The sequence below is a fragment of the candidate division WOR-3 bacterium genome (assembly GCA_016934535.1).
In the GTDB taxonomy this organism is placed as follows: domain Bacteria; phylum SDB-A; class SDB-A; order SDB-A; family SDB-A; genus JAFGIG01.
Window position 1 is genome coordinate 1 of the sequence record JAFGSQ010000069.1, and the last position, 18730, is coordinate 18730.

Consider the following 18730-nt stretch of genomic DNA (forward strand, 5'->3'; position numbering starts at 1 on the left):
GCTCCCCAGCTCCCGTCTATGCTCTCCTGCCAGCCAAAAACTGCTCCGGCGAAGATGAAGCTAAGACAGAAAAAAACCGAAAAAGCTTTTTTCATGTTCACTCCTCTTTTTGTGGTCAACCAAAAAAAAACACTCCTCCGACAAAACTTTCGTTATTTTTATCCTTTTTCCAATAATCTGTCAACTTTTATAAATATTTTGTTCCCTTGCCCTGAGGAAAATATTCCTTAAATTGAGACTATTTCAACATTTATTCAACCGTAACGCTTTTAGCGAGGTTTCTAGGCTGGTCAATACTGCATCCTCTTTCGACTGCTACATAATATGCAAGGATTTGCATGGGTAAAACCGTTAAAAGGGGATAAAGAGAGTCGATTGTTTCTGGAACATATATGACGTGATCCACTTTTTTCCTTATCTCATCATCTCCCTCTGTCGCAATGGCTATGACTTTGCCCTTCCTTGCCTTGACTTCTTCGATGTTGCCCAAAACTTTTGTGTAAACCGAATCTTTTATGGCTATAACGACAACCGGCATTTCTTTATCTATCAGGGCTATTGGCCCGTGTTTCATCTCAGCGGCCGGATAACCTTCGGCATGAACGTAGCTTATCTCTTTAAGTTTTAGGGCGCCTTCAAGAGCGACCGGATAGTTGAATCCTCTTCCGAGGTAGAGAAAATTGTTTCTATCGCTGTATGTTTTTGCAATATTTTTTATCAATTCGGCACTATTCAAAACAGCGCTGATTTTATCCGGAATTTCACCTATGCAGTCGACGTACTTTTTTCCGTCGTCATAAGACAGGCTTCTCATTCTTCCTAAAAGAAGGCTTATAAGATTGAGGACCATCACCTGCGCGGAAAAGGCTTTCGTCGATGCGACGCCGATTTCGGGTCCGGCATGTATATACACTCCTCCGTCGCTTTCTCTGGCGATGGTGCTCCCGACAACATTGCATATACCTAGGCAAACAGATCCCTTTCTCGAAGCTTCTCTCATGGCCGCGAGTGTGTCCGCTGTTTCACCACTTTGGCTTATTGCGAAAGTCAGGCTGTTTTTTCTGACGACGGGATTCTTATATCTGAATTCGCTCGCGTATTCGACGTGAACCTGTATTCCGGCGTTCTTTTCTATGACATATCCTCCTATGAGGCCGGCGTAGTAAGAAGTTCCGCATCCGAGTATTATCAGGCTGTCGGTCGAGAGCAGCTGTTTTCTGTGTTTGTCGAGTCCGTCGAGCCTCGCCGTTCCGTTCTCTCTGTCGAGTCTTCCCCTGATCGAATCCTTTATAATTTGTGATTGCTCGTTTATTTCTTTAAGCATGAAATGGGCGTAACCGCTTTTTTCAATTTTTCTTATGTCCGTTTCTATGGTTTGCAGTTTCGGCGTCACCTTGACTTTATCGATTGTCTCTATAAGGTATTCGTCTTTTCTGACTTCGGCAATTTCGTTGTCTTCGAGATAGACAACCTTGTTTGTGTGGTCAATTATAGCCGCCGTGTCGGACGCGACAAGCATTCCTCCTTCCGAATGTCCTATCGCGAGCGGACTTCCCAGTCTAGCTATTACAATCTTGTCGGGTTCTAGAGAGGATATTACTGCAATGCCGTATGTTCCCTCGGCTTCCTGAAGCGACTGCCTGACGGCTTCAAACAAATTCCCTTCGTAAAATTCTTCGATCAGATGTACGAGGACTTCCGTGTCAGTCTCGGTTTTGAAAGAATGTCCCCGGTCTAAAAGTATCTTTTTCAGAGCGCTGTAATTTTCTATGATCCCGTTGTGCACAATTGCAATATTGTTTTTACAGTCTGTGTGAGGGTGAGCGTTTATTTCGTTGGGTTCTCCGTGCGTCGCCCATCTCGTATGAGCTATCCCGATTGTTGTCGTCGGTTTCCACTCTCTTATCTCGGCTTCCAGCTCCTTTACTTTACCGGCTCTTTTTTCTATTGAAATGAGATTGTTTTTATCAATAACCGCTATTCCGGCAGAGTCGTAGCCTCTGTATTCAAGCCTTTTCAATCCTTTAAGCAGAATTGCGACTGTGTTTTCCTTGCCAATAGAACCTACTATACCGCACATTTTCTAAGCCTTTCCGTCAGTTTAAAAAGTATTTTTTCAGATTCATTTTTTTCCTGTGTTTCGACGATTAGTCTGATAGCTTTTTCGGTCCCCGACTTTCTCACATGAAACCATGCTGTGTCATTTTGCCATCTGATGCCGTCTATACCGACAAATTCGGCATTTTTAATAACACCCTCGAAAAGAGAAGGTTGGATGTCTCCTTCGAAATCGTCGATTTTGTTTTTTATCATGTGAGTCGAAGGCAGTTTTTTGACGGCTTCTTTCAGAGTCATGCCGTGTTTTTTCAGATAGCCGAGGATTAGAAGAACTGCCGTCTGAGCGTCACGAGCGGGGTGAACAGACGGAAAGATCACGCCTCCGTTTCCTTCTCCCCCTATGACGGCTTTTTTTTCGAACATAGTATCGACTACTTTTCCTTCGCCAACGGGAGACATAAAAAAAGCGCAACCCTCTTTTTCAGCTATTATTTTTACGGCCGATGATGTAGACACGTTCGTGACAACCGGTCCTTTTTCTTTTTCGAGAACCGCAAGAACTGCCAGCTGAAGAGTCCTTTCTTCTCCGACCGGTATCCCGTCTTCGTCGACAAGAGCGAGCCTGTCTCCGTCTGTGTCAGTTGCCAAGCCAACAGTATTGCCGTGTTTTGCTACGGTTTTCGACAATTCTTTTAGATTTTCAGGCACCGGTTCGAGTTCTCTTGTGAAATTTCCATCTTTTCCGCCTCCGAGGGTTTCCAGTATATCGCAGTCCATTTTCGCGCAAAGTTCCGGCAAAATTGTGGATGATGCGCCGCCCGCAGTGTCTATAACCACGCGGATACCTGAACATTTGACAAACCATTCCGAATTTATCAAAGCGTCGAGATGTGTTTTTTCAGCCCTGTCGAATTCTTGATATGCTCCCCGGTCATTATGATTTGACCAGACAGGGCTTTTTGAATCGACAATATCAAAAAGGACTTTTATGTCGTCTGAATTTAAAAAAACACCACCTTTTTTTACGAACTTCAAAGCGTTCCATTTTTCGGGGTTGTGTGAAGCCGTGACTATTACGGCGCCTGCGTAACCGCCTTTTTTGACATTTATCAAAACTGTCGGAGTGGTAACAATTCCGAAATCGGTCACGTCTCTTCCGGAGGACATAAGTGAACCTGCGGCTATCATGGCAAATTGACCGCCTGATTTTCTGGGATCCCTGCCTATACAAACAGCTCCGTCTCCGAGAAACCGTGCAAAAGCATTCGTGTAGCGGACAACGACGTCTGGGTCAAACCCGTCGCCGACTATGCCTCTGTAGCCCGATACACTGCGAACAAAATTCATCAATAAAGTCCGCTAATGCTTATGCCTATGCTGTATGATTCTTCTTTAATGTCAATTTCGGGAAGAATGACTCTGTCGTTGGACAATCTTCTCAGACTGTTTATTGTCCATGCGAAAGAAACCACTCTCGTCAGAATGGCTCCGGAAATGATGTAAGAAGCGTTCTGAAGAGCCTCTCTTGAATTTCTTCTCATTCCCCTGTAAAAATCGTATTGTGCCTGTCTTCCGCTCCAGTCCCATGCGTAAGAACCGGAAAAACCGTTTTCCTGAATATATCTGAGTTGGGCGTCATAATCATCCGGATAAAGCTTTCTGGCATCTTCCCTTATTTTCAAATTGTAGCTCTCCGAATTTTCATACCATTCGACGGCGTCCCAATATGTTTCGCTTCTCTCGCCTGAATAAGCGCCTGAGTTATCACCCGCGTACATACGGTAGTTGTTAATTATTGAGTTCCCTTTCCATCTCATCGAAAGGTAGCCGGTCCAAACCAAACCTTCGGCGATGAACAGACCTAACGCGGCTTTTTTGTTGCCGAGCAGAAACTCTCCTGCTCCGGGAACGAGTATAGAGGCAAACAATACCTTCGATCTGGACGGTGCGGAAAAAATTTCCGATTTGAACGCTATTCCGTTCAGCAAAATATTGAAGGAAATAAAAGCGATTAATATTTTTTTCATTTGATCACCGCCATTTTGACAAATTTTACTGTTGTGTTTCCTGAATCCCTGGCTTCAATTCTGAGCAAATATACACCCGCGGCGAGAAAACCTACATCAAAGCTTTTTTCGTTTATACCTGTAAAAGTGTCTCCGTTAAAAGTATCTTTTTTGTCTCCGGCTATATCGAAAATTGCAATCTCTATTTCGTCGACTTCCTCCGACAAAGTATACCTCAGATAGGCAGTGGTTCCTTCAACAGGATTCGGCCAAACGTAAAGATCTGAAAAGTCGGCGAACAAAACGGGATTTTGCCCGGGTTGATTTTGTTTCAAGTCGTGAGCCGGGTCTCTGCGGAACATAGGCCAAGGCGATTTTCCCGTGTCTCTTCCGAGACTCCATCCGCGGATCTTACCGTCATCGACATTGGCTATCAAATCAATAAAACCGTCTCCGTCAAAATCAATAACCGTTGGAGTGCTGTATACTGAATCGCCGCAGCTCAAAGGAAAACCTCCGATAACTTTTCCTTTACAGTCAAATCCGCATATCCAGCCGCTTATTGTTCCGATTATTATGTCTGTCTTGTCGTCCCCGTTTACGTCGGCGAGGACAGGCGAAGACTGAACATTGAATGTGTCGCCGAGACTGACGGGAAAACCTTCTAAAACTGCACCGTTCGCATTATACGCGTAAATTTTACTTCCGAAAGCGGCAACTATATCCAGATAACCGTCATCGTCTATGTCTCCCAACGAAGGAGAAGTGACGTACGATTTTCCTTCGAGTTTTCTGTTCCATATATTTTTTCCGTCATAAGTGAGAAGATGAAGACCTCCGTCTCCGCGAAGAACTACAATTTCATCAAATCCGTTGCGATCAATGTCAGCCAGACAAAGAGAAGAAGTCGTCAAAATCAGAGAGGGTTCGAAAACTCTCCATTTTTCCATCCAAGTTCCGTAAGAGTTCTCGGAATAAGCGTGAAGAACACCGTCTCCGCCCAAAGCATAAAGAAAACTGTCTCCTAAAACCGGCGTTGACCAGACCCAGTTACCCATTTCCATTGGAAAACCGGGAACTAAGTCTGCTTTACCGTCTTTGTCGGCATCTTCCATTTTGAAACAGTAAAATTTGTTGTCGTTTGCGCCGACCAATAGTTCTTTCATGCCGTCCCCGTCAATATCAAGAAGTGCTGGACTGCAAGCCACTCTTGCGTTGACCCTGACGGGAAAACCGTCAACGGCCTGAGGGGGTATCATGTTGGGCAGAGAATGCCAAGCGTATATGTATCCGTTTTCGTTGCCGCAGACTATTTCTTTCCCGTTCAAAGTGTCACCGTCTGCTTCAGCTATAACAACTGATGTAAACGATTCGGCGTATGTCCTGAAAAAAATTGTTGTGGTTGATGTGTTTGTTCTCATATACCCGCTTCCGTCTCTTTCAAAAGCATAGACGGTTCCGTCTTCAGTTATTGTCACAAGTTCCAGCTCTTCATCGTAATCAATATCGCATATTACGGGAGAGTTGACGTCGAAAGTGCCGATAACGAAAAAAGGAAAGTTGTCGAGAAGCCAGTCGAAACTCACGTTGAACCTTGCGATCGTGTCGTTTATTATTCTCAGGCTGTCTATTCTCAAATGTGTGACGGATCCGAAATTGTCGTTTGTGTTAGGATTTGTATAAGCATCAAATCTGGTCAAACCGCCCGGTTTGAACAAGTCGTATTCATTGCCGTAAAAAGTTGAATTCCAGTTGGTCACTTCGTAATAACCAAGTTCACAGTCCTGTATTCCGTCCGCTTCCTCAAGGTCTACTCCATGAGGAAATCCGGCATTTACTCTGTTGTCTTCAACTGTCGTGTCAACTTTTACTCTGTCTATATGCCATATTGCAAGGCCACCACTGCTGTCGCTTTGCGGAAGGCTGTAGTCGTAGTCGAAAAATTTCACCATTACGCCGCCTCTCCAAACCCTAGTCGCGTTAGAGTCCGGATTGACGTGTGACGTGTCTCCCGGAGTAGCGGAATATCTGTATGAAATAAGAAAGTGCTCTCTGTTGTTAATTGGGATTTTCACGTAATAAACGGCTGTTGTGTCCAAGGAACCTCGCCACCTGAGTTCCACGGTTGTGTCTCTGACAATCTCAGAAGGACGGGACCAACGCGGATAACTCATGTACGAAGTATTCCACACATCGTGATGAGGAGGGACAAGGCCGTCGAGGTTCCAGTTTCCAGTCCCCATCAGTGACCACCCGTTGCATCCCATAGTCTGACCGGAAACATCGTAAAGATCATACGCGCCAAGCTGATGAGCAAACTCGTGCGTCAGTCCACCCTGAAGATATGCGACGCCTCCGTCCTGGAAACCGGTCTCACAATACATCACGGCTTCAAAAATGGAATCAGTTCTGTTGTTTGCATATATAGGTTCCCCGAAAAGGGCGTCTGCACCTCCGATCCAAACTGCCGGAAGATCGTAGGGACTGTCGCCGTAATCAGTCTGCCACATAGATCCCGCGTGAAAAAGGACGATTGCATCGTATTCAGAAAATATTATATTTGCCGCTGTGTCTTTGTCGGCTTCATAAACTGCATCACGCAACAGATAAAAAAGTCCGTAGACAATGTTCTGCGGTTCTCCATAATAAAGCATCTGGTGCGGAACGGTGTAAGAAGCTGATTCTCCGGCCGGAAATATGTCGTAATCAACGTAAAGGAAGTTTTTTGTGTCGCTCAAATAATAATTTTGGAGAGCTTCCATCTGATGACCGAAATATGACAAATTATGCGGTGGATCATATCTGAGGTTGTGAGATCCGTCCGAATTATATTCAGGCTCGCCGTTTCCTGTATAATTGAATTTACCGTTGCCGGTTGTCAAGGACGAGTTGTCCTCCTGGAATTCAACTCTGAGAACCAAAACCTTCATTGTGTCCGTATCCCTGGGACCGTCACCGAATTTATATACCTTTCTCGCCGGAGCATTAAAATGATATCCTGCGAGCGGATTGTTTCTGTATAATTCCAGCTCTTTTTCTATAAATCTGCCTGCGTTCCCGCAAAATAAATCTTGCATCTGGCCAAATTCGATGTTAGCATTCATGGCCGTTGCAAGCAGGAAGCAGGTTGAAAAGAGAGTCAATTTCATCCAATCTCCTTTAGCTTGATTGCAGTTTTAACTGAAAATTTGAGATGACAGAAAATATAATTCATAAGTTGAGAGTAGAAAATTTAACAGAAAATAACCGTTCAGTCAACCTCTACATTTTTGGCATGTTTGAAGACATATTCTTATTTATATGAGCAATTTTACTTTTATGTTGAAAAAAAATTCAACAACAATAAGAGGAACTATGATAAGCAGCAATATAGAGCAGGTTATAAATTTTACATTTTTGTGGAAAACAATGTGAATAAACCTTGTTTTATTAACATTTACTTTTTATTGAATGATATTTCACAATTTCCAACAGTTGATAAATGAAAAATTTAAGCAAATAAATTATGCCTGACAAAGAAACTGATAAAAGCGCCGAAAACTGGGAAAGAATAGTAAAGCTTCTGAAAAATGAAGCTCCTTTTGAAGGTCATGAATCTTTAAATCTCTGGTTTGCCAATTCAAAAGCTTTACATATGGATGACGGAGTTTTAAAGATAGAAGTCCCAAACTCAACAATAAAAGATTGGATAGATCACAATTATCTTAAAAAAATTAACAATTTAATAAAAGCAAACTTTCCTAGTAATTTCGAAATTACTTTTATTGCAAAAGAGTTCAACCACATACCTGAACCTGAAATTAAAATTGAAACTCAGGAAGCGGTTATAAATATAAGCACGACAAATCTGGACAATAGATATACATTTGACAATTTTATTCAAGGAGACAGCAACAAATTTGCTTGTGCAGTCGCCGTTTCTGTTTCAGACAATCCGGGTACAAGATACAATCCTCTATTTATTTATGGCGGAGTCGGCCTAGGAAAGACTCACATTTTAAACGCCATAGGTAATAAAATAATTCACGGAAGAAAATTAAAACAGATTCTTCTAACCTCGGCTGAAATGTTTGTAAATGAATTGATTGAATCCATAGGAAAAAACCAGCAAACAATCTTCAGAAAAAAATACAGAAACCTTAATGTTCTGATGATAGACGACATTCAGTCTCTTGTGAGATGGGACAGCGCTCAGGATGAATTCTTTCACACTTTTAACACTCTTTATAGTTTAAAAAATCAAATTGTAATGACATCAGACAGACCTCCGAACGAAATTCCGAAACTTCACGAAAGGCTTATATCAAGATTCAGACAAGGATTGATGGTTGAAATTAAACCGCCTGAACTTGAAACGAGAATAGCCATATTAGAAAGATATGCTCAAAATAATCACATAAATGTCGAAAAAGAAGTGCTAGACGCTATAGCAAGAAAAGTAACAGACAACGTCCGGGTTCTCGAAGGTGCCCTCATAAGACTTTCTGCATTCAGTTCCATAGTAGGAAAAGATGTCATAGACATTGAAATGGCGCATGAAATATTAAAGGACATTTTAAAAAGCGAAGAAAAAGTTATCACTCCTGAGATTATACAGAAGAAAGTAGCTGAATTTTTTGATTTGTCGGAATACGCGATAAAGGGGAAAAAAAGGAACAAATCAATCGCTATTTCAAGACACATTGCTATGTATCTGACAAGAGAGATGACTGATTTATCTTACAAAGAGATAGGAGAATTATTCGGAAAAAAAGACCATTCTACAGTAATTCATGCTATTAAAAAAATCGGAAAGAAAATTCAGGAAGAACAGTCGTTTGCAAAAGAAATCGAAAAAATTAAATCAGACTTGAAAGATAAATAGTGTTTTTGTTTAAAAGAGATGAAAAAAGTGTGGAAATCAGATAAACAATATTGACAAAAAGATTAATAATGAAAAAATGTGAATTCTTTGAATTTATAAACAAAAGAATTAACAAGGGTAAACTTAATAACTTAATGACATAAACAATGTATCAAGATAATTCACACAGCAACAACAACAACAGATATATATTTAATATTAGTTGAAGAAAGGAGAGAATATGAAATTTAAAACTTCCTCCGATGTTTTTCTTACAAGCCTGGAACCTCTTTTATCAATCGTTCCTCAGAGAACACCGTATAATGTTTTAAAAAATCATTTGAAAATGACTGCGGAAAAGAAAAAGATTAAAATTCTTGCCACAAATATTGAAACTACCGGAGAACTGTCATTCGACGCAGACGTAGAAAAAGAAGGTGAAATTGTAATACCGGTCAAAAAACTGACTGATTTTTTGAGAAAAATTCCTTCTTCGGAATTGAGTATAGAAGCTGTTTCTGGAAAACTAAATTTTATGTATGACAAAGGATATTTTCATTTACCAACTGTAATGCCTGACGAATTTCCCGAAATTCCTGAAGTTGTGCCTGAAAAAGAAATTCTTTTTAACCCGAGAATGTTAAAAAAAATGGTTGATAAAACCGCTTTTGCGATAAACACAATTGGAGCGACTAGCCCTATTGTCGACGGTATTTATTGGAAATTTAAGGGAAAAAATACAGAAATGGTAGGAGCGAGTAACCACAGACTCGCAAAATTTTCCAATGAAGTCCAAATAAACGCCGATTTTTCTGTAATAATACCTCAAAAGTTTCTTGTACACGTCTCTTCATACGTCGAAGAAGAAGATATAAAAATCTCTCTTGGGCAGGAAAGAATCAGTTTTCATATACCTGAAAAGAACCTTTTACTGACAAGCAGACTAATAAATTTTAATTTTCCAGATTACAGTAAAATAATATTTGATTCTTCAAAACATAAATTTCAGGTAAATAAAAAAACTATTTATGAAGTAATAGCGAGAATTTCAATTTTTTCAGATTCTCTATCTTTCAGGATAAAATTGTTTTTTGACAAAGATAATAAACTTGAAATTTCTTCATCTTCAACAGAAAGCGGAGAAGCAAAAGAAACAATAGAATATATGAGGAATTCAAAAGGGAATGAAAAAATTAAAATTCCGATTAATTATCACTACATTACTGATATATTGAAAAATATTGAAAGTGAAGATGTTTTGTTTTTGATAAATGAGACTGATAAAGCTATTGAAATCGTACCTGCTGAAGAAGATCCTGGTGAGAAAGTTGTTTATATTTTGATGCCTTTACATTCTAAAGACTGACATGAAAGAAAAAGGTTTTTTATTTTTTAAATTTTTATTGATCCCAATAATTTTTTGCATCGCAGGTACAGTTTTAGGATCGGTTCTTAGATTTAGATTCCTTGAAGACAGCATAAAAGATCAGCTACCTCTTGTTAACACACTGGAAAATCCTGCTTCAGGTGTTACAAGGATATACGACAGAAATAATAAATTAATTGCCGAATTTTCGACACAGTGGAGAGACCCGGTTCCTTTGGAATCAATACCTGAATATCTCGTAAAAGCAATAATTACAGTAGAAGACAGAAGATTTTACGAACACAAAGGGATTTCATGGTTTGATATAGCGCGAGCTTTCATTAAAGACATAGTAAGCTCGGAAAACGTATCGGGTGCGAGCACTATAACTCAACAGCTTGCGAGAAACAGATTTTTAGGTTTTGAAAAATCCATGCAGAGAAAACTTAAAGAATTTTTTTTGGCCAGGGAAATAGAGAGGAATTTTTCAAAAAATGAAATACTTGAATTGTATCTCAATGAAATATATTTTGGACAAGGTGCTTACGGAGTAAAAGCGGCGGCAAAAAGATATTTCAATAAAGATTTATCTGAACTAACTCTTGCGGAATGCGCATTGATAGCAGGTATTCCAAGACAACATAATTATTATAATCCTATCAGGAATTATAACGCGTCCCTTGAAAGAAGAAATTTAATATTAAAGATGATGAAAGATTTAGGACAGATTGACGAAGAAACATATAATGCTGCAAAAAGAGAATCTCTTTTAGTAAATGAAGGATACCTGCTTGGTGGAAAGGCACAGTACTTTGTTGAAGAAGTCAGAAAGTGGCTGATATCTCACTACGGAATCGAGAGAATTTATCAAAAAAACGGCGGACTGGATGTTTATACGACTCTGGACTTGGACGTTCAAATAGCTGCAGAAAGTATATTGGAAATAAATTTAGACAATCTTGAAAAAACATACAGTTTAAGACCGAAAAGACTAGACGAAAACTCAATTGATGAAACGGGTAAAACGAAATATATTCAGGGAGCGCTTGTTTGTATACAGGCAGGAACCGGAGAAGTGCTGGCTATAGTCGGAGGAAGAGATTTCGAAGAGAGCGAATTTAACAGAGCGACACAGGCGAGAAGGCAAGTCGGATCTTCTTTCAAACCTTTTGTTTACCTGGCTGCCATTGACAATGGATTTACTTTAGGAGACGTGATGCTCGACGCTCCGCTTGCAATAGATTTAGGCGGCGGAAAGCAATATAGACCGCAGAATTACGACTTGAAATATGAAGGATTCATGACTCTGAGGACCGCATTGGCAAAATCGAGAAACGTCATAGCTGTTAAGCTTTTAAGGCACGTAGGAGCTTCGACGGTTATTTCATATGCAAGACTGCTCGGAATAAAAAGCCAGTTGAAACCGGTATTATCACTGGCTCTTGGAACTTGCGATCTGACACTAATGGAAATGACGTCTGCTTTTAGTGTATTTGCATCCGGAGGAATGAGAGCAGATCCATATATGATTAGAAAGATAGAAGAAAGAAGCGGAGATACAAGAAACATTATTTTTGAGTATACACCTAAACCTACAAGAGTCATATCAAAAACAACAGCTTACCTTATGCAAAGCGCCATGAGATCAGTTGTTAGATCAGGAACAGCTACTTCGGCGGCGAGAAATGCAGGATTGACAAGACCATCAGCGGGAAAAACAGGGACTACTGACGACTACACAAACTGCTGGATGGTCGGTTATACTCCGGATATTTCATGCGGTGTTTGGGTAGGATACGACAGCTTGAGGACAATATTCAGATCAGCTTCCGGAGGTCTTGTAGCGGCTCCAATATGGGCTTCTTTTATTGTAGAAGCGAGCAGAATTTTAAAAATACCTTCTAATGATTTTATCGCACCGGAAAATATTGTGTCATTAACTGTATGTACAGAAAGCGGAAAAATAGCTTCATCTAACTGCGAAAATACATACAGCGAAATATTTATAATTGGAACTGAACCGACAGAAGTGTGCCCTCTGCACAGAGATTATCTTGGGATGCCGGAGGATCCGGAATTCAAGGATGACACGACGAAACCGATTTTGATTTTTTAAGGAGGAGCGACTTGAAATTATTATTGTCGCTGTTTGTCATTGTCATGACTCTTTTCGCAGCGTATTCAGTTTATCTTTATTTTACAAAGTATAAGATGATTGAAGATAAATTAATAAGTGTAGAACATGAAAGAAACGCGCTTCTGACTAGAATGGCTTCTGTTGAAGGATTTAAAGTCAACGACACGTTGATGTCAAAAACGAGCACTCCGTTGACTCCATACGGCAAGGAAATTGTTGATTCGCTGGAATTGCAGGTAAACAATATAATTATGGAAGTCGATTCTCAAGTTTTTATAGGAGCGTCGGTTGAAATACCCCTGGATAATTTTTTTGATCCGGAATCTATTACAGTGTGGAAGCAAGGAGGAAAAGAGCTTTTACAAAGAATCGGCGACATTATTAACAGAAGCGGAAACGTAAAAGTTGTTTTTTCTGTATACGTAGACAGTTATATTCCCGGAGAGGGAGAGATTTACGCAATAAAAACCCCATGGGAAGTTGCAGCAAAAAGAGGACTCGACATAGTTCAATTTCTGAATGACAGCTGCGGAACAGTATCAGCTCAAATAACACTTGAAATTTACGGATCACAGTTTCCAAAAGGAGACACGACTACCAGGGAAGGAAGAGTTGCGACGAGAAGAGTTGTTTTTACGCTTTTGGAAAAATGAAAGTCCTGGTTCTTTTCTCAGGCGGACTCGATTCTCTGTTAGCTTCCTTCTGGGTAAAAAGTTCAGGATTAGAGCCTGAACACATATTTATAAAAACTCCATTCAATAGGTCAGAAAGACCTCAATATTTCGCCGAGAAATACGGATTGAAATTGAACCTGATAGAAACAGATAGAAATTATTTAGAAATAATAAAAAACCCTGAATACGGAACAGGGAAAAATCTGAATCCTTGTATAGACTGCCATGCGTTCATGATAAAACAAACGGGAATTTTACTGGAACATAAAAAAGCGGCCTTCATTGTAACAGGAGAAGTTTTGGGTCAAAGGCCGATGTCTCAAAGAAAAGACGGATTGAGATCGGTAGACAGACTGAGCGGATATGGAGAATTGACAGTAAGACCTCTTTCAGGCAAATTACTTGAAAAGACTACACCTGAAAAGCTGGGGTGGATTAAAAGAGAAAAAATGTTATCTATTTCAGGAAGAGGTAGAGCAGAACAACTGGAACTGGCAAAGCAATATGGAATAGACGAATATGAGAACCCGGCAGGGGGATGTCTTTTGACTGATAAAAACATATCATCCAGGACGTTAAAACTTATACAAAGAAACGAATTCGATAAATTCAACATTGAACTTGTCAGAGTAGGAAGACATTTTGTATCGCGCTCAGGAACGAAAATAATCTTGGGAAGAAATAAAAATGAAAACGATAAACTCTTTAAAATGAAAAGAAAAAATGACTTGTTTTTAGAACAGAATAAAATAAAAGCTCCTTCCGCGTTAATTCTGTTTCCCTTCAAAAGCGATGACTTACAGACTGCGGCAGATCTTATTTGTTTTTTTTCAAAAAATAGGAACGGCAACTTCACGATTCCAGCGCCGGTAGGCGAGATATTAAGCCGTCAATTATCTGACGAAGAAGTTGAAAGGATGAAGCTGTTTAAATGAATTTAATCGTTTTTTTATTGATAGTAAACGTAACGGGAGATTTTCAGCCTTCTCCTGCCAGAGCAATATTCTCTTCAGTTTTAATTCCTGGAGGAGGGCAGTTTTATACAGGTAGAACAACGAGAGGAATAATAATAGGAACGATAGAAGGTTTAATGTTATCTTCCACCGTCTATAATCATTTCAAATACAAACATTATTTGAATGAATTTGAGAGAACAGGAAACATTGAAGACAGTCTAAGATATAGAGGTTTTTACGACATGAGAAACAATATGTTGTGGTGGGATGCCTTTGTTATTGCTGTTTCTGCGGTTGACGCTTATGTTGGCGCCAAGATGTATGCTTATTACGAACACCAGGAAAATGGCGACGGAAGAATAAATATTGGATGGGTTTTAAATTGGTAAATGTTTCACGTGAAACATTTATAGATCAATTTAATGTAAATTTGGAAAAAATTGATAAACTGCTTTTGTTTGAGAAATTATTAATAGAAACGCTTTCAACACATCAGATAATATCGAGAAAAGATGAAAAAAAGATTTGGAACAGACATATCCTCGATAGTTTAATGATGATGTTTCACGTGAAACATTACAATATTGATGTAATAGACGATGTCGGATCGGGAGGGGGTTTTCCTGGCCTGGTTCTGGCCGTGGTTATAGATGAATTAAAAGTCAGACTTGTCGAAAGAAAAATAAAAAAGTGTAATTTTCTCGCTCAGGTAATAAAAAAACTTGGATTAAAGAATGTTGATATAATTTGTCGTGATTCATTCGAAAAAAAAATATTTTCAGACTTCTTAGTTACCAGGGCCGTTTTCGGTGAAAAAGCCAGCGGAAATATTTATAAACTGATTTCGGATAAAGGAATTTTTTTTAACTATCAGAACGAACTATATCCTATAAGTAAATTAAAGATAATAAATAAACTGGATTACGTTTTACCTGGTGAAGAAAAAAAGAGATATTTAGTGGCGTACAGAAAATCCTTATTATGAAAACGCACACTACAAGAAGTGTATTTTTAGCTTTTATCGCTATGACACTCTGGTCAACAGTAGCAACGGCTTTTTCTATTGCTCTTAAAAATACCGATTTTTATGAAGTTCTGTTTATTTCAATTAATACATCGACGGTTGTTTTATTTGCAGCTGTTTTAGTCACCGGGAAATTAAAAAAGATTTTCAACTTGAAAAGTATTTATAAATCTTCTATATATGGGATATTGAATCCATTTATATACTACATAGTTTTGTTCAAGGCTTATTCGCTTTTAAAAATTCAAGTTGCACAAGGATTGAATTACACATGGCCGATAGTATTGTCTGTGCTGTCATTATTTTTTTTAAAACAAAATATGAAGATTAAGGATTTTATTGCTCTTTTTTTAAGTTTCACCGGAGCTCTAATACTTATTTTTGGAACCGGACAAGAGTCACTTGGTCAAAACAACTTTATCGGAGTGTGTCTGGGAATATTAAGCTCGTTGATATGGTCTTTTTTTTGGATTTTCAATATTAAAGACAAACGTGACGATGTTGTAAAAATGTTCCTTAATTTCTTGTTTGGATCTATTTATGTAACGATTTTATTTTTTATAACGCGCGGAACATTTGTTTCATTAAATACGGGTTTCTATTCTTCTGTTTACATTGGTCTTTTTGAGATGAGTTTGACTTTCATTATATGGATTTTCGCATTGAAAAACTCCGATAAAACATCACGGGTCAGCAATATAATTTATCTAACTCCATTTCTTTCACTTGTGTTTATTCATTTTATCGGGCAGGAAAAAATTAAACTGACAACTGTTGTTGGTTTGATTATAATACTTATCGGAATATTTATACAGAATCTGGATAAAAAAAAGTGCTTTAAACTGCAAAAATCAGGTGCAGTTTTGTGAGAGAGAGACTTGAAAATGCTTTTAAATTCTTTCTGTCATCTCGACGGGATAAATTTGAAAAGGGAAGAAAAAATCTGGGACAACGGAATCAAGAATTGGGAAGAAGCTTTATCGGCAGAATTTCTCTGTGACTCCTCAAAAAACGACCTCCTTGAATTTAGAAAAGGGATTGAACTCTCGTATCAAAAATTAGAAGAAAAAGCCACGGATTATTTTTTTGATAAAATTCCTCGCGATCAACACTGGAGGTTTTTCAGAGAATTTAAGGACGAGATGGCTTATCTGGACATAGAAACTACAGGATTGACAAGGTTTGATTCTGTGACAGTTGTTTCTATATATCACAAAGGGAAACTCGGAATCTATGTAAAGGGTATAAATTTCGATAAACTTCTCACGGACATCACAATTCCTAGAATATTTGTTACTTACAACGGGAACAAATTCGATTTGCCTTTTCTGGAGAATTATTTTGGAATAAAAATATTTCAAAACAGAATAGACTTGAGATACGTCCTGTCAAATTTGGGATACAGAGGCGGTTTAAAGAAATGCGAAAAAATGCTAGGAATTAGTAGAGAAGGAATGAAGAATATAGACGGCAATGTTGCCGTCATGCTTTGGGAAGATTATAAACACAACAAAAACATAAAAGCGTTGAAAACTCTAATCGCCTACAACGTATCAGATACTGTAAATCTCGAGAAACTATCTGCAATTGCATATAACGAAAATGTAAAAAGAACCAAACGTAATTTTGGTTTTTTAGAAATGACGGAAAAAAAATCAGTACCTTTCTTTCCGAATCCAACTACTGTAAAAAAGCTATTACAAAATCTAAAATGATTTGAAACGCCTAATACCGCCATTTATTTCACAAAAATATGTTGAAAAAATTTTCTCAGGAAATCTTTCTGGTACTGTTTTGTCCGTAGACATCACAGGCTTTACCTCAATGACAGAAAAACTTATGGAAAGAGGCAGCGAAGGAGCTGAAATTCTGTCTTATATTTTAGATGAAGTGTTTGATAACATCGTTGAATCAGTATATAAAATGGATGGTTTTGTGTCTTCTTTTGCGGGAGATGCCTGTAATGCTATTTTTTTTGGGGATCAAAGCATTGAAAATGCTTGTATTGCCGCATTGAGGATCAGAGATTTTTCTAAAAACAAGAATAATTATGAAACTAAATTCGGTATATATAACGTCACTTTAAAAATTGGACTTTCATACGGGAATATTGAATGGGAAATATTAGATGCAGGAAAAAGCAAGACTTATTATTTTACAGGAGAAGCGATTCGAAATTGCTATGATTCACAGAAAAAAAGCAAAACAGGAGATATAGTTCTCGATAAACGTGTATATTTATTTTTAAAAAACTTGTATCTAAATCTCAAAAATGTACATTTAATTGAAATTGATAAAGATTTTTATATATTGGATGAATGTAATTTTTGTTTTTTAGATGAAAATATTACAAAAGAAAAGAAGATAAAAATAGATAGCTCACATGATTTTATTCCCGAAAAGGCATCAGAAAAATATCACAGGGGAGAATTCAGAGAAGTGCTTCCAGTATTCCTGCTTTTTTCAGATTTTTCTTACAAGAACGAACTGAACAACTTCATTAAATTTATTCTCAACAAAGCGGATCTATTTGGAGGATTTTTTAGCGGTTTGGATTTCGGAGATAAAGGAAACACTGCACTTATAATTTTTGGAGCTCCCGTGATGCTTGACAACGTCTGGAACAGAGCAGTTTTATTTTCCAGGTCGCTTATAGAACTATATGGTGAAAAAGTGAAGATCGGGATTTCTTACGGCACGGCATTTTCAGGAATAGTTGGATCTGAACTTCAAAGTACATACACTTGCCTCGGAGATGAAATAAATCTCGCACAAAGAATTTCCATGACAGGCATGGTCGGGCAGATAATTGTCACAGAAAAAGTAATGAAAAAAACACATAAATATTTTAATTACAGTGACTTAGGTGACGTGAGAGTTAAAGGAAAAGAATCAAACACACACATTTTTTTATTTTCAAAAATTAAAAAAGAAAGGTGGAACATTGATTCAACAAAACCTCTGGTTGGAAGAGATATAGAACTGGATAATATTAAAAAAAATGTAGAAAAGATATTTGCAAGTGGTTGGGCTGGAGTTATTTATGTTTCAGGAGGATTTGGCGTTGGAAAAACGAGACTTGTAGCTGATTTCGTAAAAAAAATCGAAGGCGATGTTGAAGTTTATTTATTTAAACCGGACCAAGTGATAAAGAAAAATTTAGGCGTTCTGGAATTATTTTTTAAAGATTTTTTTAAAATTGACGACAGGGACTCAGAAAGAGAAAAGAAAGAACAGTACATCAAAATTTATAAAAGTTACATTGATGAAAATTCTCGAAACGACGAAAAAGAATTGTCAAGAATCAGTTCAATCATAGGATCTGTAATAGATATTTATTGGGAAAATTCTATCTTTGATAAAATTGAGTCTGGAGAAAAAGTAGAAACAGTCAAAAATGCATGTGCTTCTTTTATCAAAAGCAGTAAACTGCCAACTCTTTGCGTTCTTGAAGATTATGATAGCTTTGACACGTCGTCGCTCGATGTTTTCGATTTGATTGTGAAATCTTCGGAAAAAAAAGAAATAGTAATTTTAGCGCTGACAAGAAAAGAAACAGATTACAGAAGGTTTGTTACAGGTGAAAATTGTTTTATAAACGAAATGACAATTAATCCCCTTGAAGACTTTCAAGTAAAAGAATTAATAGAAAATAATTTCGGTGCA

At 38.1% G+C, this 18730-nt stretch carries 14 protein-coding genes; 10 read left to right on the forward strand and 4 right to left on the reverse strand.

Translation table 11 applies throughout. The features are described from left to right. Positions 1–250: 250 nt before the first annotated feature. The 4 genes from glmS to JXL83_09560 are packed head-to-tail and all read right to left on the reverse strand — an operon-like array spanning position 251 to position 7213. Complete coding sequence (gene glmS / locus JXL83_09545; GenBank protein MBN2364360.1) at positions 251–2080, reverse strand: glutamine--fructose-6-phosphate transaminase (isomerizing); 1830 nt, start codon at positions 2078–2080, stop codon at positions 251–253. After that, positions 2068–3405 carry a hypothetical protein gene (locus JXL83_09550; protein ID MBN2364361.1) on the reverse strand — a complete coding sequence of 446 codons (1338 nt, stop codon included), beginning with the start codon at positions 3403–3405 and terminating at the stop codon, positions 2068–2070. The genes glmS and JXL83_09550 overlap by 13 nt, the downstream gene beginning before the upstream one ends. Then, positions 3405–4085: a hypothetical protein gene (locus JXL83_09555; protein MBN2364362.1), complete on the reverse strand. Its 681-nt coding sequence runs from the start codon at positions 4083–4085 to the stop codon at positions 3405–3407. Before JXL83_09555 ends, JXL83_09550 begins: the two co-directional genes overlap by 1 nt. Further along, entirely contained in the window at positions 4082–7213 is a 3132-nt protein-coding gene (locus JXL83_09560) for a VCBS repeat-containing protein (protein MBN2364363.1), read from the reverse strand. Before JXL83_09560 ends, JXL83_09555 begins: the two co-directional genes overlap by 4 nt. A gap of 356 nt (positions 7214–7569) precedes the next feature. Here JXL83_09560 and dnaA point away from each other — a divergent pair, with 356 nt between their 5' ends. The 10 genes from dnaA to JXL83_09610 form a co-directional block, all read left to right on the forward strand. Next, complete coding sequence (gene dnaA, locus JXL83_09565) at positions 7570–8928, forward strand: chromosomal replication initiator protein DnaA (protein ID MBN2364364.1); 1359 nt, start codon at positions 7570–7572, stop codon at positions 8926–8928. 220 nt (positions 8929–9148) lie between these two features. Next, positions 9149–10273, forward strand: coding sequence for a DNA polymerase III subunit beta (gene dnaN, locus JXL83_09570; GenBank protein MBN2364365.1), 1125 nt, complete (start codon positions 9149–9151; stop codon positions 10271–10273). Positions 10274–10310: 37 nt separating this feature from the next. Further along, positions 10311–12389, forward strand: coding sequence for a PBP1A family penicillin-binding protein (locus tag JXL83_09575; GenBank protein ID MBN2364366.1), 2079 nt, complete (start codon positions 10311–10313; stop codon positions 12387–12389). A gap of 11 nt (positions 12390–12400) precedes the next feature. Next, positions 12401–13063 (forward strand): hypothetical protein, encoded by a 663-nt coding sequence (locus JXL83_09580; GenBank protein ID MBN2364367.1) that lies wholly within the window; start codon positions 12401–12403, stop codon positions 13061–13063. Further along, positions 13060–14019, forward strand: coding sequence for a tRNA 4-thiouridine(8) synthase ThiI (locus tag JXL83_09585; GenBank protein MBN2364368.1), 960 nt, complete (start codon positions 13060–13062; stop codon positions 14017–14019). The genes JXL83_09580 and JXL83_09585 overlap by 4 nt, the downstream gene beginning before the upstream one ends. Next, positions 14016–14429 carry a hypothetical protein gene (locus tag JXL83_09590; protein ID MBN2364369.1) on the forward strand — a complete coding sequence of 138 codons (414 nt, stop codon included), beginning with the start codon at positions 14016–14018 and terminating at the stop codon, positions 14427–14429. Before JXL83_09585 ends, JXL83_09590 begins: the two co-directional genes overlap by 4 nt. Beyond that, positions 14411–15025 carry a 16S rRNA (guanine(527)-N(7))-methyltransferase RsmG gene (gene rsmG, locus JXL83_09595; protein MBN2364370.1) on the forward strand — a complete coding sequence of 205 codons (615 nt, stop codon included), beginning with the start codon at positions 14411–14413 and terminating at the stop codon, positions 15023–15025. The genes JXL83_09590 and rsmG overlap by 19 nt, the downstream gene beginning before the upstream one ends. After that, positions 15022–15933 (forward strand): DMT family transporter, encoded by a 912-nt coding sequence (locus tag JXL83_09600; GenBank protein MBN2364371.1) that lies wholly within the window; start codon positions 15022–15024, stop codon positions 15931–15933. Before rsmG ends, JXL83_09600 begins: the two co-directional genes overlap by 4 nt. A gap of 9 nt (positions 15934–15942) precedes the next feature. Next, positions 15943–16779, forward strand: coding sequence for a ribonuclease H-like domain-containing protein (locus tag JXL83_09605; protein ID MBN2364372.1), 837 nt, complete (start codon positions 15943–15945; stop codon positions 16777–16779). A 1-nt stretch (position 16780) separates the two neighbouring features. Further along, positions 16781–18730, forward strand: a 1950-nt coding sequence (locus JXL83_09610) for an AAA family ATPase (protein ID MBN2364373.1), incomplete at its 3' end; no start/stop codon positions are given.